The 22,834-nt window shown below is 70.9% G+C and carries 19 protein-coding genes; 11 read left to right on the forward strand and 8 right to left on the reverse strand.

Features of this window, described 5'->3' with window-relative positions:
* Nucleotides 1–51: 51 nt before the first annotated feature.
* The 3 genes from ACZ6CV_RS16270 to ACZ6CV_RS16280 form a co-directional block, all read right to left on the reverse strand.
* The gene (locus tag ACZ6CV_RS16270; RefSeq protein ID WP_469251412.1) at nucleotides 52–1,599 is read right to left on the reverse strand and encodes an MFS transporter; all 1,548 of its coding nucleotides are present in this window, start codon (nucleotides 1,597–1,599) and stop codon (nucleotides 52–54) included.
* Between the two features lie 129 nt (nucleotides 1,600–1,728).
* Nucleotides 1,729–2,388 carry a response regulator transcription factor gene (locus ACZ6CV_RS16275; protein ID WP_362360455.1) on the reverse strand — a complete coding sequence of 220 codons (660 nt, stop codon included), beginning with the start codon at nucleotides 2,386–2,388 and terminating at the stop codon, nucleotides 1,729–1,731.
* Nucleotides 2,389–2,688: 300 nt separating this feature from the next.
* On the reverse strand, nucleotides 2,689–2,994 hold the full coding sequence (locus ACZ6CV_RS16280; RefSeq protein ID WP_469251413.1) for a 4a-hydroxytetrahydrobiopterin dehydratase: 306 nt from the start codon (nucleotides 2,992–2,994) through the stop codon (nucleotides 2,689–2,691).
* 104 nt (nucleotides 2,995–3,098) lie between these two features.
* On the opposite strand from ACZ6CV_RS16280, the gene ACZ6CV_RS16285 reads away from it, so the two are divergent.
* Nucleotides 3,099–3,950 carry a helix-turn-helix domain-containing protein gene (locus tag ACZ6CV_RS16285; protein ID WP_469251414.1) on the forward strand — a complete coding sequence of 284 codons (852 nt, stop codon included), beginning with the start codon at nucleotides 3,099–3,101 and terminating at the stop codon, nucleotides 3,948–3,950.
* On the opposite strand, the gene ACZ6CV_RS16290 is transcribed toward ACZ6CV_RS16285, so the two are convergent.
* Nucleotides 3,947–4,390, reverse strand: a complete 444-nt coding sequence (locus ACZ6CV_RS16290) for a hypothetical protein (protein WP_469251415.1) — start codon at nucleotides 4,388–4,390, stop codon at nucleotides 3,947–3,949. The genes ACZ6CV_RS16285 and ACZ6CV_RS16290 overlap by 4 nt on opposite strands.
* Before the next feature lie 143 nt (nucleotides 4,391–4,533).
* Nucleotides 4,534–5,121, reverse strand: coding sequence for a TetR/AcrR family transcriptional regulator (locus ACZ6CV_RS16295; RefSeq protein ID WP_469251416.1), 588 nt, complete (start codon nucleotides 5,119–5,121; stop codon nucleotides 4,534–4,536).
* Nucleotides 5,122–5,516: 395 nt separating this feature from the next.
* Here ACZ6CV_RS16295 and ACZ6CV_RS16300 point away from each other — a divergent pair, with 395 nt between their 5' ends.
* The 7 genes from ACZ6CV_RS16300 (at nucleotide 5,517) to narI (ending at nucleotide 16,058) form a co-directional block, all read left to right on the forward strand.
* The gene (locus ACZ6CV_RS16300) at nucleotides 5,517–6,161 is read left to right on the forward strand and encodes a CatB-related O-acetyltransferase (protein ID WP_469251417.1); all 645 of its coding nucleotides are present in this window, start codon (nucleotides 5,517–5,519) and stop codon (nucleotides 6,159–6,161) included.
* 147 nt (nucleotides 6,162–6,308) lie between these two features.
* Nucleotides 6,309–7,607 (forward strand): erythromycin esterase family protein, encoded by a 1,299-nt coding sequence (locus ACZ6CV_RS16305; protein WP_469251418.1) that lies wholly within the window; start codon nucleotides 6,309–6,311, stop codon nucleotides 7,605–7,607.
* A 46-nt stretch (nucleotides 7,608–7,653) separates the two neighbouring features.
* Nucleotides 7,654–9,183 (forward strand): FAD-dependent monooxygenase, encoded by a 1,530-nt coding sequence (locus ACZ6CV_RS16310; protein WP_469251419.1) that lies wholly within the window; start codon nucleotides 7,654–7,656, stop codon nucleotides 9,181–9,183.
* A 239-nt stretch (nucleotides 9,184–9,422) separates the two neighbouring features.
* Nucleotides 9,423–13,106 (forward strand): nitrate reductase subunit alpha, encoded by a 3,684-nt coding sequence (locus ACZ6CV_RS16315; protein WP_469251420.1) that lies wholly within the window; start codon nucleotides 9,423–9,425, stop codon nucleotides 13,104–13,106.
* Nucleotides 13,106–14,764 carry a nitrate reductase subunit beta gene (narH, locus tag ACZ6CV_RS16320; RefSeq protein WP_469251421.1) on the forward strand — a complete coding sequence of 553 codons (1,659 nt, stop codon included), beginning with the start codon at nucleotides 13,106–13,108 and terminating at the stop codon, nucleotides 14,762–14,764. The genes ACZ6CV_RS16315 and narH overlap by 1 nt, the downstream gene beginning before the upstream one ends.
* On the forward strand, nucleotides 14,761–15,339 hold the full coding sequence (narJ, locus tag ACZ6CV_RS16325; protein ID WP_469251422.1) for a nitrate reductase molybdenum cofactor assembly chaperone: 579 nt from the start codon (nucleotides 14,761–14,763) through the stop codon (nucleotides 15,337–15,339). Before narH ends, narJ begins: the two co-directional genes overlap by 4 nt.
* On the forward strand, nucleotides 15,336–16,058 hold the full coding sequence (narI, locus tag ACZ6CV_RS16330; protein ID WP_469251423.1) for a respiratory nitrate reductase subunit gamma: 723 nt from the start codon (nucleotides 15,336–15,338) through the stop codon (nucleotides 16,056–16,058). The genes narJ and narI overlap by 4 nt, the downstream gene beginning before the upstream one ends.
* Before the next feature lie 31 nt (nucleotides 16,059–16,089).
* Here the strand turns inward: narI and dnaK are convergent, their stop codons facing one another.
* The 3 genes from dnaK to ACZ6CV_RS16345 form a co-directional block, all read right to left on the reverse strand.
* A complete protein-coding gene (gene dnaK / locus ACZ6CV_RS16335) occupies nucleotides 16,090–17,997 on the reverse strand; it encodes a molecular chaperone DnaK (RefSeq protein ID WP_469251424.1) in 1,908 nt (635 codons plus the stop codon).
* 149 nt (nucleotides 17,998–18,146) lie between these two features.
* The gene (locus tag ACZ6CV_RS16340) at nucleotides 18,147–18,572 is read right to left on the reverse strand and encodes an OsmC family protein (RefSeq protein ID WP_362360431.1); all 426 of its coding nucleotides are present in this window, start codon (nucleotides 18,570–18,572) and stop codon (nucleotides 18,147–18,149) included.
* A gap of 183 nt (nucleotides 18,573–18,755) precedes the next feature.
* On the reverse strand, nucleotides 18,756–19,556 hold the full coding sequence (locus tag ACZ6CV_RS16345; RefSeq protein ID WP_355817237.1) for an SAM-dependent methyltransferase: 801 nt from the start codon (nucleotides 19,554–19,556) through the stop codon (nucleotides 18,756–18,758).
* Nucleotides 19,557–19,687: 131 nt separating this feature from the next.
* On the opposite strand from ACZ6CV_RS16345, the gene ACZ6CV_RS16350 reads away from it, so the two are divergent.
* From ACZ6CV_RS16350 to ACZ6CV_RS16360, 3 genes are all read left to right on the forward strand, one after another.
* Nucleotides 19,688–20,095, forward strand: a complete 408-nt coding sequence (locus ACZ6CV_RS16350; protein ID WP_469251425.1) for a VOC family protein — start codon at nucleotides 19,688–19,690, stop codon at nucleotides 20,093–20,095.
* A gap of 104 nt (nucleotides 20,096–20,199) precedes the next feature.
* Nucleotides 20,200–20,883 carry a LysE family translocator gene (locus tag ACZ6CV_RS16355; protein ID WP_469251426.1) on the forward strand — a complete coding sequence of 228 codons (684 nt, stop codon included), beginning with the start codon at nucleotides 20,200–20,202 and terminating at the stop codon, nucleotides 20,881–20,883.
* A gap of 303 nt (nucleotides 20,884–21,186) precedes the next feature.
* Nucleotides 21,187–22,821: a DUF6345 domain-containing protein gene (locus tag ACZ6CV_RS16360; RefSeq protein ID WP_469251427.1), complete on the forward strand. Its 1,635-nt coding sequence runs from the start codon at nucleotides 21,187–21,189 to the stop codon at nucleotides 22,819–22,821.
* Nucleotides 22,822–22,834: the final 13 nt, after the last annotated feature.

Below are 22,834 nucleotides of genomic sequence, written 5' to 3' on the forward strand. Positions count from 1 at the left end.
TCGTCGGGCTCCTGGGTGTGGGTGGCCGGGGTGGTCGGTCCGGTGCCGTGCTCAGTGCCCCGCCGTCATCGCCATGCGCTCGCCGTCCGGGTCCGACGTGTCGATGTCCCGGCTCCTGATGAGCGGCAGCACGGCGACCGCGCCGACGAATGCGACGATCGCCGCGACGACCAGGATCGAGTTGAGGCCGTCGATGAAGCCGGCCTCGGCGGCGTGCGAGAACACTCCGCGCTCCTTGGGCGGGAGTCTGCCGATCACCTCGCCGACCTGGCCCGACGACACGGCGTCGGACAACTCGTCGGCCCGGCCGGACAGCGGCGTACCGGCCAGCTCCTCGCGCACTCCGTCGCGCACCCGGTCGGCGAAGACGGCGCCGAGGGACGCGATGCCCACGGCGATCCCCAGCGAGCGGCAGGTGTTGCTCAGGCCGGAGGCGATGCCTGCCCTCGACGGTTCGACCGCGCCCATCGCGGCGGCCACCACATTGGGGTTGACCAGGCCGACCCCGAGACCGGTGACGAGTTGCCCGGCGAGCAGCGCGGTCCAGGCGTCGCCCACGTCGAGGCCGCCCATCAGGAGCAGGCCGACACCGATGCAGGCGAGACCCGACGAGACCAGCCAGCGCGCGGGCAGTACGGTGCCGAGCCGTGCGGCGAGCGCGGAGGCCACGAAGATGGACAGGGTGAGCGGCAGCAGGCGCAGTCCCGCCGCGAGCGGTTCGAGGCCGAGCACCGTCTGCAGATAGAGCGTCAGATACAGCAGCAGCGCGAAGGCGGTGGCGCTCATCGCGAGGACTCCGACGCTGGCGCCCGTGGTGGTGATCCGGGTGAAGACGCTGCCCGGCAGCATCGGGTCGCGCCGGACCCGCTCGACGAGGACGAACAGGGCCAGTCCGGCGGCGGCGACCACGAAGGCGCCCACCACCTGGAAGCTGCCCCAGCCCTCCTCGTTGGCCCGGAGCAGGGCGAACGAGAGGGAGCCGAGGGCGGTGCCGAGGGTGAGGAAGCCCGGCCAGTCGATGCGACCCGCGGACGGCGCCCTGGACTCGTCGACCCTGGTCAGGGCGGCGAGCAGGGCCAGCGCGCCGACCGGCAGGTTGACCAGGAAGATCCACCGCCATCCCGCGCCCTCGACCAGCAGCCCTCCGGCGAGCGGTCCGACGGCGAGGGCGGCCCCGCTGACCGCTCCCCAGACGGCGAGCGCGACATGCCGGTCCTTGCTCTCCGGGTAGGCGGCGGCGAGCAGGGCGAGCGAGGTGGCGAGCATGGCGGCACCGCCCACCCCCTGGAGCGCGCGCGCCAGGATGAGCACCAGCGGATCGCCGGCCACGCCGCACAGGAACGAGGCGACGCAGAACAGCACCATCCCCCAGGAGAAGAGGGCGCGCCGCCCGAACTTGTCGGCGAGCGAGCCCGCCGTGAGCAGGGCCGCCGACAGCGCGACCGCGTAGGCGGCGACCACCCACTGGAGATCGGTGAGCGTCGCGTCGAGGGCGCTCTCGATCTCGGGCAGCGCGATGTTCACGATGGTGACGTCGAGCAGCAGCATGAAACTGCCGACACACACCACGCCCAGCGTCCACCAGCGGCCGCGCGCCATGGCCCCCTCCCCTCAGCCAGGGTCCCTTTGCATCCGTCGGGCTCCCATTTAAATACGATACGAGGAGCGTAGCGTATCTAAGAACGACGCGGCAAGGCGTTCCGGAGGGGAAGGGAGGCGTGCGGGGAACTACGACTCGGCGGGCAGATCGGCCGGCTGGCCCAGGAAACGCCGGGCGTACAGCACGGTCTGCACCCGGTTCGGGGTGCCGAGTTTGGCGTAGATGCGGCTGAGGTAGTTCCGGACGGTCTTCGGGCTGATGCCCAGGAACTTGGCGATGTGCCCGGTCTCCTGGTCATCGGCGACCAGGTACAGGATCTGCCGCTCGCGCTCCGTGAGCCGGGCGAGCGGCGAGCCGCCCGCGACCGGCCGCTCGGACACGAGCCCGAGGACGTGCGCGGCGGTCTCGGACGAGAGGGCCACTCCCTCCCGGTGCACCGTGAGCAGGGCGGTGCGGAGCTCGCTGGCGCCGATGGTGCGCGACAGGTAGGCGTTGGCGCCGGCCTGGAACGCCTCCCGCATATAGACGGGCTGCTGATTGGAGGTCAGGATGACGATCCGCGTGTGGCTGAAGTCCCGGCGAATCGCGCGGGTCGCCCCGACACCCCCCATGCCCGGAACGCCGAGACCCATCAGAACGATGTGCGGGAAGTGCAGCCGCATCTGGCGCAGCGCCGACGGGCCGTCGCAAGCGAGCGAGACCACGGAGAACTCCGCGAATCCCTCCAGGAGCTTGCATAATCCCTCGATGACGATCTTTTCGTTGTCGACCAGCAGAACCTTTATCATCCGAGCAGCCCCCGTGATGTGGATTCCTTCATCGCTGAATTATGCGCCTGCGGAACAGAGTACCGCACACTTCAATCAACTCCATTGGGGCGTGGAGAATTTAGCCATCCGAGACGCGCGCTACAGCGGAATTCTCGATTCCTATTTCACCGGAATTTACCATTCCTATTCTCGCGGAGATCCCGGGTTCGCGCGATGTCGAATGAAAGTTCGTATGCCGCCGGATGCTCCGCCGCGGGGCGACAATTTCCCCTTCCGCACCGTCAGTAACTCATTTCCCATTACCCAACTCATTCCCCGTTACTCGGCGCCGTGGCCGGGCGCCAACTCCTCGACCCTGCGCGCGAGTTGGAAGTCGAGCCCGGTGAGTGCGCCACCCGCGCTGTGCGTGTGCACGGCCAGCCGGACGGTGTGGTAACCGAGCGTCAGGTCGGAGTGGTGGCCGAGCTCTTCCTGCGTCTGGGCGATGTGGACGACCAGGCCGGTCGCGGCGAAGTGCGTGCCGAGCCGGTAGGAGCGGGTCAGCCTGCCGTCCGCCACGGACCAGCCGGGCAGCTCGGCGAGGCGGTCCTCGATCTCCTTCTGCGAGAGGGGTTCGGGGTTCATGGGCGGCCACGCTCCTTCGGGGGACGGGGTGGGGGCGTCTCGGCGGCCGGACGGCCGGCCACCGAGTCACCTTGCCACACGGTGTGTTCGCTTACCGTCTACGTATGACGACCGCCGCGCGCGCCAAGGGGACCACCGGAGGCAGGGCCAAGGGGACCGCCGCCGATCACGCATCAGGAGTGGGGCCGCTGCTGCGCGGCTGGCGTGAGCGGCGCCGGGTGAGTCAGCTGGACCTGGCGCTGCGCGCCGACTCCTCCGCCCGGCACATCAGCTTCGTCGAGACGGGCCGGTCGCGGCCGAGCGAGGAGTTCCTGCTGCGTCTGGCCGACCATCTCGACGTGCCGATGCGGGAGCGCAACTCCCTTCTCCTGGCGGCCGGTTACGCCCCCCGCTACCGGGAGACCCCGCTGGACGACCCGTCCATGGGCACCCTGCGCGAGGGCCTCGAACAGCTCCTCGCCGGGTACGAGCCCTATCCGGCGCTGGTGGTCGACGCGACGTACGGCGTGATCGCGGCGAACCGCGGCATCGCGATGATGCTCGACGGGCTCCCCGAGCACCTCCTGGCCCCGCCCCTCAACGCGATGCGCCTCACGCTCCACCCGGAGGGCCTCGCCCCCCGGATCCGCAACCTGCGCGAGTGGCGGGGCCACCTGCTGCACCAGATGGAGCGGCAGATCGCGCTGCAGCGCTCCGACGCGCTGCGGGAGGTGTACGAGGAGGTGGCGGCGTACCCGGTGGCCGATCCCGGCGTGGACGCCTTCGAGGCCGGGACGGACGTGCCCTACTTCGCGCTGCCGCTGCGGATCGAGCACGACGGGCACGTGCTGTCGTTCATCTCGTCGATCTCGACCTTCAACACCCCGATGGACGTGACGGTCGCCGAGCTGGCCGTCGAGACCCTGCTCCCGGCCGACCCGGCGACAGCCAAGTATCTGCAGACGCACATGCCCTAGAGGCGGCCCCGCCGGGCCCGCAGCGCCCGCAGCGCCGCGTACTGCGCCACGGCGAAGGCGCCCACGACCACGGCCTGCAGCGGGATCCACACCGTTCCGGCGGCGCCCGGCGACAGCCAGGCGAAGAGCGCGACGAGGGAGAGCAGGGCCCAGACGGCGTTCGCCTCGACGACCGCCTGCACAGCGGCCCCGGGCGGGCTCGTGCGGGCGGCGAGCAGCCCGACCCCCGCCGCGTACAGGACGAGCCCGATCCCGAGGCCGAGGAGCAGCCCGGAGTCGACGCCGAGGAGGTCGCCGAGCGGCCCCGGCGCGGCGGCGTACGCGAGACCGTTGGCGCCGGTGACGACCGCGTCCAGGCCGAGGAAGCGGCGCAGCACCGCCTTAGGGTCGGCGGTACGGGCCAGGGCGGCGAGCGGGTACGCGGGCGTGGACGTGGCCATGACGGAGTACCTCCATGGGGAGACGGATGTCGGGTGCCGGACCCGGTCCGGAGTGCGCCGGACCGGATCCGTGGACACCACTGTGTCCGTACGGCGTGACCTGGTCGATTACGTCGCAGGTAAGGGGCCCCGTCCTCGTGACGTCACTGCGCGTGGGCGGGGCCCATTCCGGCGAAGAGGGCGTCGAGGATCCGGTCGACGTACGCGTGTGTCAGTGGTTCCTGGGTGATCAGGAGTTGGAAGTAGAGCGGGCCGGACAGGATCGCCATCGCCAGGGTGAGGTCGAAGGCGGGCGACAACTGGCCTTGGTCGCGGGCCGCCTTCAGGCGGGCGACCGTCTTGTCCGCCTGCGGGGCGATGAATTGCTCGTTGAGCGCGGCGGCGATCTGGCGATCGTGCTGGGCCTCACCGATCAGGGCCCTGAACAACGGCCCGACGGGTGGCCCCGACAGCAGATCGACGGCCGAGCGGATCTGGGCGCGCAGGTCGGCCACGACGTCGCCGGTGTCCGGGTAGTCCAGGGACGGCCCGTTCAACGACAACAGCGAGTCGAACAACAGGGCCGCCTTGGACGACCACCGGCGGTAGATGGTCTGCTTGCTGGCGCCGGCCCGGGCGGCGACCGCCTCCATGCTCAGTTTGGCGTAGCCGATCTCCTGTCCGAGTTCCAGAGTGGCCCGCATGATGGCCTCGGTCCGGTCGGCACCGCGACGGTGGGGCGTGTCGGTCATGCCGTCAGCTTATCGGTACGGAGCGTTCCGTACGGGCGGGGCCGGTGACGGCGGCGCGGATTCAGGTCGCCCCTCTCGGCGTAGGCCGTGCGTCGGCCGAGCGGTGCACGCAGAGGCAGTCCGGCGCGGCGGGCTCGTCGCCCTCGGGAGGCACGGTGAGCGCCCGTCCGGTGCGGTGCGTCTGCGAGCCCGCCCTTGAACCTCCTTATCGAAACGATACGTTCCGTACTTGACGCCGGGCAACCGCGCGCCCATCATCTTATCCGTACGAGACGTTCCGTACGGTTAGCAAGGTTCCAGGACTCTCCTCGTCCGCCCCGGATGACGTCAGGGCGACGGGCCCGACGTTCTCCGCCCCGCCCTCCGCCACCTCGTGGGAAGAAGACGATCACCCCATGCCGCTCCCTCCGGACCCGAACGCGCTGCACCCCATGCCCGGCCAGTCTCGCGTCGTGCTGCTCAAACCGCTGGTGACCTCCGCGCTGATCGAGGTCGGCGAGTTCTCGTACTACGACGACCCCGGTGACCCGACCGCCTTCGAGACCCGCAACGTGCTGTACCACTACGGCCCCGAGAAACTGGCGATCGGCAAGTTCTGCGCGCTCGGCGAGGGCGTCCGGTTCATCATGAACGGCGCCAACCACCGCATGGACGGCCCCTCGACCTTCCCTTTCCCGATCATGGGCGGCGCCTGGGCCGAACACTTCGACCTCATCACGGGCCTGCCCGGGCGCGGTGACACCGTGGTGGGCAACGACGTCTGGTTCGGCTACCGGTCCATGGTGATGCCGGGCGTCCGCATCGGCCACGGAGCGGTCATCGCCTCCGGCGCCGTGGTCGTGGACGACGTGCCCGACTACGCCGTCGTCGGCGGCAACCCCGCCGGGCTCATCCGCCGCCGCCACAGCGACGCCGACATCACCCGCCTTCTCGAACTGGCGTGGTGGGACTGGCCATTGGAGCATCTCACCGAACACGTCGCCGCGATCATGTCCGGCAACGTGGCGGAGTTGGAGGAGGCGGCGGCCCGCAGGCCGTAGGGCGCGCGGCCGGTTCCGCCGACATCTCCGTCCCATGCGCCCCGCCCGGCGATCCGACTCTCACCCCAACCTTGCTGCTCACGCTGCCCTTTGACATCACCTCACCTTTCGTCAGCAGACTTTCACTGTCAGAATCGAGCCGTCCGCATGCCTGCCCCGCCCCGCCGCGGCCCTTCCCTCCCCACCCCCTCACGCCACGACCCGTTCGCCGGCTGGCTTCGCCACCACGCCGTTCCGCTCACCCACCTCGACCCCGAGGCGCCGCTCGACGACCTGGAGCCGCTGCGCGACCTCGTCGGTGACGCGCGCGTCGTCGCGGTCGGTGAGAACTCCCACTTCATCACCGAGTTCTCGGTCATGCGCCGACGCATCCTGCGGTTCCTGGTCGAGCGCTGCGGATTCACCGTCCTGGCCTTCGAGTACGGCTTCAGCGAGGGCATCGGCCTGGACGCCTGGGCCCGGGGCGAGGGCGCGGACGACGAACTGGCGACCCGGCTCGGCGCGGCGATACCCGTGGGGGTGGACGAGCCGCTGCGCTGGATGCGCCGGTACAACGCCTCGGCCGCCGAACCGGTGCGGTTCGCCGGGATCGACATTCCCGCGGCCGGCGGGTCCCTGCTCCCCGCCCTGGCCCCGGTCGCCGACTACCTGCGCCAAGTCGACCCCGAGGCTCTCCCGTTGGCGCAGGAGGCGCTACGGATCGCCGGGTCGTTCGCAGGCGCCTCCGCGGCGTCGGCCGCGCCGGCCTGGTCCCGCCTGGCCTCTGCGGAGCAGGACGCCCTCAGCGCGCTCCTGACGCGGTTGCACACGCGGTTCCGCGCCGTCGAGTTGCTGTACCTCTCCCGCGCCGACCGGCCCAGTTACGACATCGCCCTGCGCCGCCTGGAGGCCGCTTGCAGCGCCGACCACGGATTTCGTGCCATGGCCGGCCTGTACGCGAACACCGGCCTGACCGCCGACACCTCGGCCAGGGACGTCTACATGGCCGAGTCGGTCCAGTGGCACCTGGACCGCTCCGGCCCCGAGGCCCGCGTCGTGCTGGCGGCCCACAACGCCCACATCCAGAAGACACCGGTCTTCTTCGACGGCCGACTCACCGGGCTGCCCATGGGTCAGTATCTGCACGACCGCCTGGGCGCCGACTACCTCGCGCTCGCGCTGACCAGCCCGGCCGGACACACCGCCGACATGCGTCCGGACGAGAGCGCCCGCTTCGGCTTCACCATCGACCACACCGCGCTGCGGCCGCCCGAGCCGGGCAGCGTCGAGGTCGCGTTCCTCGACGCCGGGCTCGGGCTCAGCTTCGCCGATCTCCGCCGGGCGCACGAGGTGACCGGCCCCGACCGCATACGCATCCAGAGCGCCTACGTGCACACGCCCGTCCTGGAGGCGTTCGACGGCGTCCTCAGCACACCGTCCTCCACCGTCGCGGACATCGTGGGCTGACATGAAACACATCCGAGAAGACGACAGATCTTGGGAGAGCGAGCCAGTGAGGAACGACGTGGTCATCGTGGGGGCCGGGCCGACCGGTCTCATGCTGGCGATCGAACTGGGCCTGGCCGGAGTGCGGCCGCTGGTCCTGGAACGGCACCCGCACCGCCGCGACACGCCCAAGGCCGGAGGTCTCGGCGGCCAGATCCTGGAACTGCTGCGCTACCGGGGCCTGTTGGAACGTTTCCAGGACGCCTGCCCCGGCCCGGCCCCGGCGCCGCGGTTCCCGTTCGGCGGGGTGCACCTGGACTTCACCGGGCTGACGGATCCGCCTCTGCACGCGCTGCCGCTGCCGCAGCAGCGGCTGGAGCGGCTGCTCGACGAGCGCGCCGGTGAACTCGGCGTGGACGTACGCCGTGGGCACGAGGTGGCCGAGGTGCACCAGGACGGGACAGCGGTGACGGTGGACGTGCGGGGTCCGGACGGGCCGTACCAGGTGAGGGCCCGCTACCTGGTGGGCTGCGACGGCGCGCGCAGCCGAGTGCGCGACCGGTCGGGCATCGACTTCCCCGGCACCGTCTATCCGGAGGTCAACCGGCTGGCGCAGGTCACCCTGCCCGACGCGGTCACCGTGCTCGGCAACGGCGATCTCGACGTCCCCGGGTTCGGTACGATCCGGGCCGGCTTCACCCGCACCGAGCACGGCCTCTTCGGCCTAGGCTCCGCACCCGGCGCCCGGAGCGTCTCGCTCTACACCGTCGAGGACGAGGGCACCGAGTACGACGACGACGTCCCGATGACCCTGACGGAACTGCGGGACAGCGTGCGCCGCGTGCTCGGGGCGGACCTGCCCGTGGCCGGATCGACCCGGCTGTCGCGCTTCACCTTCAAGGCCCGCCAGGCCGAGCGCTTCCGGGCCGGGCGCATCCTGCTCGCGGGCGACGCGGCGCACCTGTTCCCCGCCACCGGCACGGCGCTCAACGCCGGCCTCCTCGACGCGGTCAACCTGGCCTGGAAGCTCGCCGCCGACCTGCTCGGACGGGCGGCGCCCGGTCTGCTGGACACCTACCACCACGAACGCCACCTCGCCGCGGCCCGCACCATGCTGCACACCCGCGCCCAGGTCGCGCTGCGGCGCGGGCACGACCCGGCGGCGGAGGCGCTCCGTGAGGTCTTCCAGGAACTGCTCACCGACGAGGAGCCGCTGCGCCGCATGGGAGCGTTGGTAGCCGGAGCCGACCTCCGCTACGCCATGCCCGGTGCCGACCCCCATCCGCTGGCCGGCACCTTCGCCCGCGACGTCGCCCTCCACACCGACCGGGGCGTCACCAGCGTCGCCGACCTGCTGCGCCCTGCCCGGCCGGTTCTCATCGACCTCGCCGACCGCTCCGACCTGCGCGAGGTCGCCGCTGACGGCTGGGGGGAGGTGGTCGACGTCCACACGGCCAAGACCGACGAGCGCCCCGCCGACGCCCTCCTGATCCGCCCGGACGCCCACGTGGCCTGGGCGGCACGGATCGACCAACCCGCGGGAACAGCCGCGCCCGCACTGCGGGAGGCCCTCGCCCACTGGTTCGGCACCCGGTGAGAGTGCCGCGACCACGGGTCCCGAGAGCGCACCCGCACCGCCACACACGCCTCAGAGCGCCACCAGCCCCGCCCCCGTCGCCCTGAACCCGCACGCGTCCAGGTAGAACCCCCGCAGCTCGTCCCCGAAGTCGACGTGCAGCCATAGGTCCGGCCCGCAACCCGTACGGCGGCGGCCGACAGGTGCCCCGCGCCGCGCGCGCCTAGGTTCGGTGGGAGGCAGACCTAGGGAGCTCCACGGTGACAGAGACGACCGAGCCCGCCGCCGCCCTGCTGCGGGCGGGGAAGTTCTTCCGGCGCGGCACCCCCGCCCCCGACCTGCACAGCGTGCGGCTGACCGGCGGCCGGGACGCGGACGCCTTCTACCGGGACCGGTGGAGCCACGACAAGGTCGTGAACTCCACGCACGGCGTGAACTGCACCGGCTCCTGCCGCTGGAAGGTGTACGTCAAGGACGGCATCATCACGTGGGAGACGCAGGCGACGGACTACCCGAGCGTCGGCCCCGACCGCCCCGAGTACGAGCCGCGCGGCTGCCCGCGAGGCGCCGCGTTCTCCTGGTACACGTACTCCCCCACGCGCGTCCGCTACCCGTATCTGCGCGGCGTCCTCCTCGACATGTACCGGGAGGCGAAGGCGCGGCTCGGGGACCCGGTGCTCGCCTGGGCGGACATCCAGGGCGATCCGGAGCGCCGCAGGACCTACCAACAGGCGCGCGGCAAGGGCGGGTTGGTGCGGGCGAGCTGGGACGAGGCCGTCGAGATCATCGCGGCCGCGCACGTCCACACCATCAAGACGTACGGGCCCGACCGGGTCGCCGGCTTCTCCCCCATCCCCGCGATGTCGATGGTGTCGCACGCGGCCGGGGCCCGCTTCATGAGCCTCATCGGCGCGCCGATGCTCTCCTTCTACGACTGGTACGCGGACCTGCCGGTCGCCTCCCCGCAGGTCTTCGGCGACCAGACGGACGTGCCGGAGTCGGGCGACTGGTGGGACGCCGCGTATCTGATGATGTGGGGCTCGAACGTCCCGGTGACGCGGACGCCGGACGCGCACTGGATGGCGGAGGCGCGCTACCGGGGCCAGAAGGTCGTGGTCGTGGCGCCCGACTACGCCGACAACGCCAAGTTCGCCGACGAGTGGCTGCACCCGCATCCGGGCACCGACGGGGCGCTGGCCATCGCCATGGGCCACGTGATCCTGAAGGAGTTCTTCGTCGACCGGCCGACGGAGTTCTTCACCGACTACGTCCGCCGGTTCACCGATCTGCCCTTCCTGGTGACCCTGACCGAGCGGGACGGCGCGTACGTCCCCGCGAAGTTCCTGCGCGCCACCGACCTCGGCGACGAGGGCGAGGGCGGCGACTGGAAGACGGCGGTGCTCGACGCGAACACGGGCCGGCCCGCCGTGCCGAACGGCTCCCTGGGCTTTCGCTGGACCGAATCCGGCAAGGGCAGGTGGAACCTCGAACTCGGTGACATCGACCCGCAGTTGTCCCTGCACGGCTCGGACGTGGCGACCGGCGTCGAGGTGCTGCTGCCGCGCTTCGACACCGAGGGCGGCACCCACGGCCAGGGCCGCGGCGAGGTGGTGCGGCGCGGCGTGCCCGCCACCCGGCTCGGCGGGCAGGACGGGCCGCTGGTCACCACGGTCTTCGACCTGCTGCTCGCGCAGTACGGGGTGGGGCGCGAGGGTCTGCCGGGCGCCTGGCCCGCCTCGTACGAGGACGCGGACACCCCCGGCACGCCCGCCTGGCAGGAGGCGCACACCTCCGTACCGGCCGCCAAGTGCGTGAAGATCGCGCGGGAGTTCGCGGCGACGGCGGAGAAGTCCCGCGGCCGCTGCATGATCCTCATGGGCGCCGGCACCAACCACTGGTTCCACTCGGAGACGATCTACCGCTCCTTCCTGGCGCTGCTGCAGCTCACCGGCTGCCAGGGCCGCAACGGCGGCGGCTGGGCGCACTACGTGGGGCAGGAGAAGTGCCGTCCGGTGACCGGCTGGGCGACGCTGGCCGGCGCGGCCGACTGGAGCAGGCCGCCGCGGCAGATGATCGGCGCCGCGTACTGGTTCCTCAACACCGACCAATGGCGTTACGACCGGTTCGCGGCGGACGTCCTCGCCTCGCCGCTGGGTGAGGGCCGGTTCGCCGGGATGACGGGCGCCGACTGTCTCGCGCTGTCCGCAAGGACCGGCTGGATGCCGTCGTACCCGACGTTCGACCGCAACTCCCTGGACCTCGGCGAGCGGGCGGGCGACCCGGTGGCGGGCGCCGTCGACGAGCTCAAGGCGGGCACCCTCAAGTTCGCCTGCGAGGACCCCGACGCCCCCGAGAACTGGCCGCGCGTGCTGACCCTGTGGCGCGCCAACCTGCTCGGCTCGTCCGCGAAGGGCGCCGAGTACTTCACCAAGCACCTGCTCGGCACGCACTCCTCGCTGCGCGCCGAAGAGGCGGGCCCGGACGAGCGGCCCTCCACGGTGACGTGGCGCGACGAGGCCCCCGAGGGCAAGCTCGACCTGCTCGTCTCCCTGGACTTCCGCCAGACCTCCTCGACGCTCCTGTCGGACGTGGTGCTGCCCGCGGCCACCTGGTACGAGAAGCACGACCTGTCGACCACGGACATGCACCCCTACGTGCACTCCTTCACGCCGGCCGTCGACCCGCCCTGGCAGGCCCGCACCGACTTCGACACCTTCCACGCCATCGCCGACCGGCTCAGCGAACTGTCGGTCGACCACCTCGGCGTGCGCAAGGACCTGGTCGCCACCGCGCTCCAGCACGACACGCCCGGCGAGACCGCGCAGCCCGGAGGGGTCGTCCTGGACTGGCGCAAGGGGGAGTGCGAGGCCGTCCCGGGCAGGACGATGCCGAACCTCACCGTGGTGGAGCGCGACTACACCGCGATCGGCGCGAAGTTCGCCGCGCTCGGCCCGCTGGTGGAGAAGCTCGGGCTGCCGGTGAAGGGGATCTCCTTCAACCCGGACCAGGAAGTCGACGAGCTGCGCGAGCGCAACGGCGTCGTGCGCGGCGGTCCCGCCGACGGCCGGCCCGCCCTGGACACGGCGGTGAAGGCCGCCAACACCATCCTCGCGCTGTCCGGCACGACCAACGGCCGCCTCGCCACCCAGGGCTTCCACACCCTGGAGGCGCGCACCGGCCAGGAGATGGCACACCTCGCCGCCGAGCACGAGGGCAAGCGCGTCACGTACGCCGACACGCAGGCCGCGCCGGTCCCGGTGATCACCTCGCCGGAGTGGAGCGGCAGCGAGTCCGGCGGGCGCCGCTACACGGCGTTCACGCTCAACACCGAGCACCTCAAGCCCTGGCACACGCTCACCGGGCGCCAGCACTTCTTCATCGACCACGACTGGATGCACGAACTGGGCGAGGCGCTGCCCGTCTACCGGCCGCCGCTCGACATGAACCGGCTCTTCGGCGAACCACGGCTCGGCCCGGACGGCGAGAAGGAGGTGACGGTCCGTTACCTCACGCCGCACAACAAGTGGTCGATCCACTCCGAGTACCAGGACAACCTCTTCATGCTGTCGCTCTCGCGCGGCGGCCAGTGCATCTGGATGGCGCCGCAGGACGCGGACGCGATCGGGGTGCGGGACAACGACTGGATCGAGGCCGTCAACCGCAACGGCGTGGTGGTGGCCCGCGCCATCGTCTCGCACCGCATGCCGGCCGGCACCGTCTTCATGCACCACGCGCAGGAGCGCACCGTGAACGTCCCCAAGGCGGAGACCACCGGCAAGCGCGGCGGCATCCACAACTCGCTGACCCGCTTGATCCTCAAGCCGTCCCATCTCATCGGCGGGTACGCCCAGTTGTCCTGGGCGTTCAACTACCTGGGCCCGACGGGCAACCAGCGCGACGAGGTGACGGTCATCCGCCGCCGCAGCCAGGAGGTGCAGTACTGATGGCCCGAGGCCGAGCCGACGGCGGACGACGCGTCATGGCCCAGATCGCGATGGTCATGAATCTCGACAAGTGCATCGGGTGCCACACCTGCTCGGTCACCTGCAAGCAGGCGTGGACCAACCGCGACGGCATGGAGTACGTCTGGTTCAACAACGTCGAGACCCGCCCGGGACAGGGCTATCCGCGCCGCTACGAGGACCAGGAGAAGTGGCGCGGCGGCTGGGAGCTGAACAAGAAGGGCGCCCTGAAGCTCAAGAACGGCGGCCGCGTCAAGTCGCTCCTGGAGATCTTCTCCAACCCCAAGCTCCCGGAGATCAAGGACTACTACGAGCCCTGGACGTACGAGTACCGGAACCTCACCGACGCCCCGCTCGGCGACGACTACCCGGTGGCCGAGCCGCGCTCGCTGATCTCCGGCAAGCCCATGAAGATCGAGTGGTCCTCCAACTGGGACGACAACCTCGGCGGCGCCACCGAACACGGCCACCTGGACCCCATGGTCGCCAAGACCCGCGAACAGGCTGCGGAGAAGGTGAAATTCGCCTTCGAGCAGACCTTCATGTTCTATCTGCCGCGCATCTGCGAGCACTGCCTGAACCCGTCGTGCGTGGCGTCCTGCCCGTCCGGCGCGATGTACAAGCGCTCCGAGGACGGCATCGTCCTCGTCGACCAGGACCACTGCCGGGGCTGGCGCAAGTGCGTGACCGGCTGCCCGTACAAGAAGGTCTACTTCAACCACCGCACCGGCAAGGCCGAGAAGTGCACCATGTGCTACCCGCGCGTCGAGGTGGGCCTGCCGACGGTCTGCTCGGAGACGTGCGTGGGCCGGCTGCGCTACCTCGGTGTGATCCTGTACGACCCCGACAAGGTGACGGCGGCCGCCTCCGAGCCCGACGACCACCGGCTGTACGACGCCCAGTTGGGCGTCTTCCTCGACCCGGACGACCCCGAGGTGCGGCGCGACGCGGAACGCTCCGGGATCTCCCACGACTGGATCGAGGCGGCCCGCCGCTCCCCCGTGCACGCGCTGATCAGCAAGTACAAGGTGGCGCTCCCGCTGCACCCGGAGTACCGCACCATGCCGATGGTCTGGTACATCCCGCCGCTCTCCCCCGTCGTCGACGCGCTCACCGAGACCGGCCACGACGGCGAGGACCTGGGCAATCTGTTCGGCGCCATCGACACGCTGCGCATCCCCCTGGAGTACCTCGCGGAGATCTTCACGGCGGGCGACGTCGGGCCCGTCCGGTCCTCCCTGGAGAAGCTCGCCGCGATGCGGGCCCACATGCGGGCCATCAACCTCGGCGACCGGCCGGACGACGCGACCGCACGGTCCGTGGGGATGACGGGCACCGAGATCGAGGAGATGTACCGGCTGCTCGCCATCGCCAAGTACGAGGACCGGTACGTCATCCCGACGGCGGCCGTCGCCGACGCGCAGCGCCTGGAGGAATCGGCGCTGCCGGACTCCTGCAGCCTCGACTACGAGGGCGGCCCCGGCATGGGCGACGACGGGCCCTTCGGGCAGGACTCCGGCCGCCGCCAGCTGCCGCTGGTCACCATCGAGAACTTCCACACGCTGCGCGCCCGGCAGACCGCCGACGAACAGCCCAGCGCGGCCGAGAAGGCCCACGCGGCCAAGGAGGACGACGAGTGACCCGGCACGCCCTGCTCTACCAGGCCGCGGCGCACTGCCTGGCCTACCCCGACGAGGAGTTCCGCGAGCGGCTCCCCCTGCTGACGGCGGCCGCGCCCGCGGAACTCGGCGGCTTCCTGGAGTACGCCCGCACCACCGGGCCCCGCGAGCTCGCCGCCCACTACGTCCAGGTCTTCGACTTCAAGAACCGCCACAGCCTGTACCTGAGCTGGTGGCGGGAGGGCGACACCCGGCGGCGCGGCATGGCCCTGGTCCGCTTCAAGGAGGTCTACCGCGAGCACGGCCTGGAGTTCACCGACGAGGAGCTGCCGGACTTCCTGCCCGCGGTCCTCGAGTTCTCCGCGCACGCCGGGCCGGTGCTCCTGACGGAACACCGCGGCGGCCTCGAACTGCTGCGGATCGCGCTCGCCGACTTCGGCACGCCGTACGCGGCGGTCCTGGAGGCGGTGTGCGCGACCCTGCCGGGCCCCACGCCCAAGGACCGCGCCGAGGCCCAGGCCCTCGCCCGCTCCGGGCCGCCGCGCGAGGACGTCGGCCTGCAACCCTTCGCACTCATCGGGGAGCGCCCCTCATGAAAACGCTGCTGTGGGGCGTGCTCCCCTACGTCGCCTTCGTCCTGCTCGTCGCGGGCATCGTCTGGCGCTACCGATACGACAAGTTCGGGTGGACGACCCGCTCCTCCCAGGTGTACGAGTCGAAGCTCCTGAACATCGCGTCGCCGATGTTCCACTACGGCATCCTCTTCGTGCTCGTCGGCCACCTGGTGGGGCTGTTCCTGCCGCAGTCGTGGACGGACAAGGTGGGCCTGACCGAGCACACGTACCACCTGTTCTCGCTGTACGGCGGCACCGCGGCCGGCATCCTGCTGGTCCTCGGCATCCTGCTGCTGCTCTACCGGCGGCGGACCAACGCGCCGGTGTTCCGTGCGACGACGGCCAACGACAAGCTGATGTACCTGGTGCTGTTCGCGGCGATCGTGCTCGGCATGGTCGCCAAGCTGACGCACGCGTCGGGCGACGGCTACAACTACCGCGCGTCCATTGCCCCATGGGCACGCAGCCTCTTCACGCTGCAGCCGGACATCGACCGGATGACGGGGGTGCCGCTGCTGTACGAGATCCACGCGGTGGTCGGGATGGCCCTCATCGCGCTGGTGCCGTTCACCCGGCTCATCCACATGTTCAGCGCACCGGTGCAGTATCTGTTCCGGCCGTACGTGGTCTACCGCACCAAGGATCCCAAGCGGGTCGGGGCGCGGCCGGACCGGCGGGGCTGGGAGCGGACGGGTTCCTGACCCACCCGCTCCCCGCCCGCTCCCCTGCCGGTTACGGGGTGGCGCCCTTGTCGCGGTCGTCCCCGCCTCGGTCGGCCCCGCTCCGATCGTCCTCGTCCACGATCTCGGCGTCGACCACGCTGTCCTCGGCAGCGGCCTCCGTACCCTGCGTGCCCCCCGTGGCCTGTTGCTCCTGGGCGGCCCCGCCTGCCTCCGCGTACATCGCCTGGCCCATCTTCTGGCTGACGGCGGCCAGCTTCTCCGCGCCGGCGCGCAGGGCCGTCGTGTCGTCGCCGCGGTTCTTGAGGATCTCCTTCAACTCCGCGGCGGCCGACTCCACTTCGGACGTCGTGGCGGCGGGCACCTTGTCGCCGTTGTCCCGCAGGAAGCGTTCCGTCTGGTAGACGAGCTGCTCCGCCTGGTTGCGGGTCTCCGCCGCCTCGCGCCGTTTGCGGTCCTCCTCCGCGTGCTCCTCGGCCTCGCGCACCATGCGGTTGATGTCGTCCTTGGGCAGCGCGGAGCCACCGGTCACGGTCATGCGCTGCTCGCGCCCGGTGGCCTCGTCCTTCGCCGAGACGTGCATGATGCCGTTGGCGTCGATGTCGAAGGTGACCTCGATCTTGGGGACGCCGCGCGGGGCGGGCGGCAGCCCGGTCAGGTCGAAGACGCCGAGCTTCTTGTTGTACGCGGCGATCTCCCGCTCGCCCTGGAAGACCTGGATGCCGACCGAGGGCTGGTTGTCCTCGGCGGTGGAGAAGGTCTCCGAACGCCGCGTGGGAATCGTGGTGTTGCGCTCGATGAGCTTGGTCATGATGCCGCCCTTGGTCTCGATGCCGAGGGACAGCGGCGTCACGTCGAGCAGCAGCACGTCCTTGACGTCGCCGCGGATCACCCCGGCCTGCAGCGCGGCGCCGAGCGCCACCACCTCGTCGGGGTTGACGCCCTTGTGCGGGTCCTTGCCGGTGAGCTCCCTGACCAGCTCCGTCACCGCGGGCATCCGGGTGGAGCCGCCGACCAGGATCACGTGGTCCACGGCGGAGAGCTTGACGCCGGCGTCCTTCACCGCCTGGTGGAACGGCTCCTTGCAGCGGTCGAGCAAGTCGGCGGTCAGCTCCTGGAACTGGGCGCGGGTCAGTTTCTCCGCCAGGTGCAGCGGTCCCTCGGCCGAGGCGGTGATGTAGGGCAGGTTGGTGTCGGTCTCGCTCGACGAGGACAGCTCGATCTTCGCCTTCTCGGCGGCCTCCCGCAGGCGTTGCAGCGCCATCTTGTCCTGGCCGAGGTCCACGCCGTGGCCGTTCTTGAACTGGCGGACCAGGTGCTCGACGATCCGCTGGTCCCAGTCGTCGCCGCCGAGCCGGGTGTCGCCGTTGGTGGCCTTCACCTCGATGACGCCCTCGCCCATCTCCAGGAGCGAGACGTCGAAGGTGCCGCCGCCGAGGTCGAAAACGAGCACCGTCTCGTCGTCGCCCTTGTCGAGGCCGTACGCGAGGGCCGCCGCCGTCGGTTCGTTGATGATGCGCAGGACGTTGAGCCCCGCGATCTCGCCGGCCTCCTTGGTGGCCTGGCGCTGGGTGTCGTCGAAGTACGCGGGCACGGTGACCACCGCGTCCCTGACGTCCTCGCCCAGATAGGACTCGGCGTCGCGCTTGAGCTTCTGCAGGACCCGCGCGGACAGTTCCTGCGCGGTGAAGCGGGTGCCGTCCACAGATCCTTCCGCCGGGAACCGCCAACCGCCGTCGCCCATATGCCGTTTGACGGAGCGCGCGGTGCGCTCCACGTTGGTGACCGCCTGCCGCTTGGCGACCTCGCCCACCAGAACGTCGCCGTTCTTGGCGAACGCGACGACCGAGGGCGTGGTGCGGGCCCCCTCCGCGTTGGCGACGACGGTGGGCTCACCGCCCTCCAGTACGGCCACCACTGAGTTCGTCGTACCGAGATCGATCCCGACCGCACGTGCCATGGTCCAGTCCCTTCCGCCGCGGGCTCACGTCCCCGTATCCAGGTCTACTCCATTCCCCATCACAAAACTTGAGCGGGCTGTTGTCAATGCCGCGCGTGACAATGCCGCCACCCCGGAGAGGGGCGGCGGCATCGTCAACAGGCGCCGGGTCAGGCCAGCTTGGCCGAGAGCGTGATGGGCGTGGCCGACAGGGCCTGGCTCACCGGGCAGCCCGCCTTGGCGGTCTCGGCGGCCTCGACGAAGCCGGCCTCGTCGAGGCCCGGCACGACGCCCTCGACGGTGAGGTGGATGCCGGTGATGCCGGTGCCCGGCTGCAGGGTCACGTCGGCGGACGTGGTGAGCCGGGTGGGCGGGTTGCCGGCGCCGGTCAGGGTGTGCGACAGCGCCATGGCGAAGCAGCTGGAGTGTGCGGCGGCGATCAGCTCCTCCGGGCTGGTCTTGCCGTTCGCCTCTTCGGCGCGCGACGGCCAGGACACCGCCTGCTCGCCGATGCCGGAGGAGTCGAAGGTGACGGTGCCCGAGCCCTCCGTCAGAGAGCCTTCCCAGACCGTGTGCGCGGAGCGCGTGGTTGCCACGATGCAGTTCCCTTCAGTGCGGTTCATGAGGTTCGGCGCGGTTCCGCGAGCGGAACTTCCGTTGCCGCCATCCGATCACACTCCGCGTGAAAACGGCGCACGCGGCCGCAGGGGTGGTCGCGTACGTGGCCGGTACGGGCCTGTACGGGCTGGTACGGGGCCGGCGCCACGCCCCGCCCCCCGTCAGCGCTTGCGGGCCACCGCCCCGTACATCGCGATGGCCCGGTCGTCGATGCCTTCCTGCGTCGGGCCGGGCCGCCACTTGTGCACCTGGGTGACTCCCGGGTCGAGCAGGTCCATCCCGTCGAAGAAGGACGTGGCGGTCGGCAGGTCGCGCAGCACCATGGGCATGCCTTGCTGCGCGTACTCCTCGGCCACGCGTCCGACCTCCTCGGGGGCGAAGTCGGCGGTGCCGATGGTCAGCGCGAGGAAACTGCCGGAGGGCAGCGGGTCGAGCAGCCGCCGGACCAGGCGCTGGTCGTCCGGGGGCAGGATGAAGTGCAGGATCCCGATGATCATCAGCCCCACGGGCTCGCCGAGGTCGATCAGGGCGCGGAACTCGGGGCTGTCCAGGATGGCGTCCGGGTCGTGCATGTCGGCGTCGACGTAGGCGGTCGCGCCCTCCGGGGAGCTCTGCAGCAGGGCGCGGGCGTGGGCCAGCACGATGGGGTCGTTGTCGACGTAGACGACGCGGGACTCCGGCGCGACGTCCTGCGCGACCTCGTGCAGGTTGGGGGCGGTGGGCAGGCCGGTGCCGATGTCGAGGAACTGGCGGACGCCCTGCTCCTGGGCGAGGTAGCGCCCGGCGCGGTGCATGAACCGCCGGTTCTCCCGCATGTGCACGGGCAGCGCGGGCCAGTGCCGGCACATGACGTCGCCCGCCTCGACGTCGACCAGGTAGTGGTCCTTGCCGCCCAGGATGTAGTCGTACACCCGCGCCGAGTGGGCCGTCGAGGTATCGATCCGATCGCCTGCGCCGTGCATGGGCAACTCCGCTCTTCACCGCTGGACTTGAGCTGGCACCGAGACGTCCTGGGACGACTCGGCAGTCATTGAACTGCAGACGTTACGCCGGGAACTCACCGGGGCCGCACCCGCCTTGTTGGGGTGCGCCGATGTCCTCGATGTCATCACTGCCGGTCGTGAAGAAGTTCCAGGTCACCTTCGACTGCGCGCAGCCCGAACGCGTCGCCCGCTTCTGGTGCGAGGCGCTGGGGTACGAGCTCGCGCCGCCTCCCGAAGACCGCGGCGCGTGGGCCGCCTGCGCGGATCCCACGGGGGTGGGCCCGCGGCTGTACTTCCAGCGCGTCCCGGAGGGAAAGACCGTCAAGAACCGGGTGCATCTGGACGTACGGGCCGGCACCGGCCTGGTGGGCGAGGAACGTCTGTCGACGCTCGAAGCGGAGTGCGCGCGCCTGGTCGCACTCGGCGCGACCCGCGTGCGGCTGCTGCCTGCCGACGAGGAGAACGAGTCGTGCCTCGTGATGCAGGACGTCGAGGGCAACGAGTTCTGCCTCGACTGAGCGTAGGCCCGTCCACCGTTTTGCCGACAGACGTGCGCCCGACGCCGATCTGCGGGTAGGGGTAAGCCCCTGAGCCTGCTCTTGGCGGACGAGACGGAGCGCGAATGTCGGTCGACCTCATCGGTTTCCTCGGCGTGGTGCTGGTGGCGTACGTGGTACCCGGCCCGGATTTCCTGGTGGTGGTCCGGTCGGCGGTCGAGCATCCGGCCAGGGGACGAGCGGCCGCGCTCGGCGCACAGGCCGGGCTGTGCGTGCACATGCTCGCCGCCGCAGTCGGTCTGTCGGTGATCGCCACCCGCTCGCCGGCGGTATACGACACGATCAAACTCTTGGGCGCGGCCTACCTGGTCCACCTGGGTGTACGTGCGGTGCGTGCCGCCCGACGAGCCGCTCGGGAGCGGGCTGCCGGAGGGACGACGCACGGGGGCCGCCGCCGCCCGGATGACCTCCCTCAACCACCGCTGGGGGAAGCAGAGTTCGGTGGCGGCGCGCGGTGGCGTTCCGGCTTCACCCAGGGGTTCTTCACCAATGTGCTCAACCCCAAGGCCGCGTTGTTCTTCCTCAGCATCCTGCCGCAGTTCGTCGACGGCGACGGGTCGATGCCGCGGCAGATCTTCCTGCTCGGCGCTCTGGACGTCCTGATCGGGATCGTCTACTGGTTCGCCCTGGTGGCCGTGGCCGCCCGGCTGCGCGCCCTGCTGGCCCACCCGAAGATCCGGCACCGCTGGGAGCTGACCACCGGCTGGCTGTTCATCGCGATCGGCATCGGCGTCGCGACGGTCGCCTGACGGGGTCGATTGCAATCTGCTCAACTCCGCTGCTCCGGTGCGACCTTGGGCCAGTTGCCGGGCCTCAGGATGAAAACGGGCCGCCCCACGCCCCGGCCCTGTTCGAGCGGGGCCCGCAGGTGCGCCTCCGTGGATCCGAACACGTGGTGTGTGCCGGTGGGCCCGAGGGGCCGTTGAGGTGCGGGGACGGCCCCGTGGCCGGGGGCCTATGGCCGGAATCGCAACTGGGCAAGCGGCGTTCGCGGTGACACTTTGAGGCCCCCTCGCGCACGGCGCGAGGAGACCGTCTCAGGGGGTTTGGCCATGCGCATCAACTACTCGGACCGCGGTCCCTCTCCACTCGAACCGGAGAAGCCCGGAGCCGCGGGGCACCGGGACTCGACCTTCGGCTGGTGGGGTGCCTTCAGCATCCAGAAGTTCGTCAACCAGGCGACGCTGTACCACACGCACGAGGACGCCACCGGCTGGCTGGCGTACCTCCAGCAGTTCTACGACCGCAACTTCTGGTTCGCCGACGGTGGCGCCCAGGTGTGGGCGTACGAGGAGACGTACGACAACTGGCAGGACCGGTACGGGATGGACGCGGTCGTCGCCGTGTACCACTCGGGCCACGGCGGCATGGACGGCAACGGCGTGTTCTTCGCGCCGCTCGGCGCGGCCTGGGACGGCCGCAGCGACGCGGTCTCCAACCGGATGGCGCTCGGCAACGAGAAGGTGAACTACGTCTTCTTCTCGACCTGCGACTCGCTCAAGGTCACCGGCGGCCACTCCCCGATCCGCACCTGGGGCGGCCCCAACATCGGCTTCCGGATGCTCTTCGGGTTCGAGACCGTCTCCATCGACAGCGGCGACTACGGCAAGAAGTTCTGGGAGAAGTGGCGGGCCGGGCAGACGTACTGCGACGCCTGGCTGAACGCGAGTTGGGACATCTACCACGGCCAGGCACCGTCGGTGTGCGCGGTCGGCGCCACCCAGGCCGAGGCCACCAACCGCCTCAACACCGAGCGGAACTTCTACCGCGAGCACGTGCCGGACAGCTGGTACGCGTGGCGCTGGTACTACGCGCGCGCCGGCATCAGGGACACGCTCACCCAGCTCCCCGGACAGCGGCAGATCGTCCAGCTGGCGCCCGTGGAGCCGGGCGCCGAGCTGAGCGGGCTCGGGCAGCTCGCCGACTTCCCCTCCGCCGCGCTGCAGGAGGTCCAGACCGAGCGGATGGGCGTGCTCAGCGCGACCTCCGGCGACCGCGTCATCTCCACCTCACCGCAGGGCAACCGCTGGATCAGGCTCGCCGAGCCCAACCACCGCAACACCCAGCAACTGCCCACCGAGCGCGCGATCGAGACCGCGCGGACCTTCGCCGAGCGGTACGCCGAGGGCGCCGAGCTGGTCGTCGACAGCGTGCACGACCTGATGCAGAACTCCGGGACGAAGGACGGCTCGGAGGTCGGGCGGCCGGTATCGCTGCAGACCCATGTGACGTTCCGGCAGGTCTTCGACGGCGTCCCGGTCATCACCCCGGGCCTCGGCCTGATCCGCGTCGGCCTCGACAACGACGGCACGCCCGTGCAGGCGCAGATCGCCACCCGCCGGGCCACCGGCGTCACCCGCGAGCCGAGCAGCGAGATCTCCCCGCCGCAGCCCAAGGGCGGCACGGCCTCGGCGGCCCCGCTGGAGCGCGACCCGCGCCAGGCCCTGGACGCGGCGCAGCGCAGGCTGCTCGCCCACCTCGCGGCGGTCACCGCCGGTGAGGAGGGCGCGCGCGGCGCGGCGGCGGAGCAGTCGCTCGAGGTCACGGACGTGCCCGGCACGTTCGACGTCGGTTACGAGGTGGAGGGCGACGAGGCGTACCCCGCGGCCCGCAAGCTGATCGAGATCGGCGCCCGGGACAGCATGTTCAAGACCCGTCGCTGGGTCGTCGCGCAGCTCGCCCGGTAGGCCCGGACAGCGG

It is taken from the genome of Streptomyces sp. NPDC041713, assembly GCF_055591085.1.

Bases quoted from the DNA above. Each gene is read 5' to 3' on its own strand.
- ACZ6CV_RS16270 (WP_469251412.1), bottom strand. From the start codon at position 1,599: ATGGCGCGCGGCCGCTGGTGGACGCTGGGCGTGGTGTGTGTCGGCAGT.
- ACZ6CV_RS16275 (WP_362360455.1), bottom strand. From the start codon at position 2,388: ATGATAAAGGTTCTGCTGGTCGACAACGAAAAGATCGTCATCGAGGGA.
- ACZ6CV_RS16280 (WP_469251413.1), bottom strand. From the start codon at position 2,994: ATGAACCCCGAACCCCTCTCGCAGAAGGAGATCGAGGACCGCCTCGCC.
- ACZ6CV_RS16285 (WP_469251414.1), top strand. From the start codon at position 3,099: ATGACGACCGCCGCGCGCGCCAAGGGGACCACCGGAGGCAGGGCCAAG.
- ACZ6CV_RS16290 (WP_469251415.1), bottom strand. From the start codon at position 4,390: ATGGCCACGTCCACGCCCGCGTACCCGCTCGCCGCCCTGGCCCGTACC.
- ACZ6CV_RS16295 (WP_469251416.1), bottom strand. From the start codon at position 5,121: ATGACCGACACGCCCCACCGTCGCGGTGCCGACCGGACCGAGGCCATC.
- ACZ6CV_RS16300 (WP_469251417.1), top strand. From the start codon at position 5,517: ATGCCGCTCCCTCCGGACCCGAACGCGCTGCACCCCATGCCCGGCCAG.
- ACZ6CV_RS16305 (WP_469251418.1), top strand. From the start codon at position 6,309: ATGCCTGCCCCGCCCCGCCGCGGCCCTTCCCTCCCCACCCCCTCACGC.
- narH (WP_469251421.1), top strand. From the start codon at position 13,106: ATGGCCCGAGGCCGAGCCGACGGCGGACGACGCGTCATGGCCCAGATC.
- narI (WP_469251423.1), top strand. From the start codon at position 15,336: ATGAAAACGCTGCTGTGGGGCGTGCTCCCCTACGTCGCCTTCGTCCTG.
- dnaK (WP_469251424.1), bottom strand. From the start codon at position 17,997: ATGGCACGTGCGGTCGGGATCGATCTCGGTACGACGAACTCAGTGGTG.
- ACZ6CV_RS16345 (WP_355817237.1), bottom strand. From the start codon at position 19,556: ATGCACGGCGCAGGCGATCGGATCGATACCTCGACGGCCCACTCGGCG.
- ACZ6CV_RS16350 (WP_469251425.1), top strand. From the start codon at position 19,688: ATGTCCTCGATGTCATCACTGCCGGTCGTGAAGAAGTTCCAGGTCACC.
- ACZ6CV_RS16355 (WP_469251426.1), top strand. From the start codon at position 20,200: ATGTCGGTCGACCTCATCGGTTTCCTCGGCGTGGTGCTGGTGGCGTAC.
- ACZ6CV_RS16360 (WP_469251427.1), top strand. From the start codon at position 21,187: ATGCGCATCAACTACTCGGACCGCGGTCCCTCTCCACTCGAACCGGAG.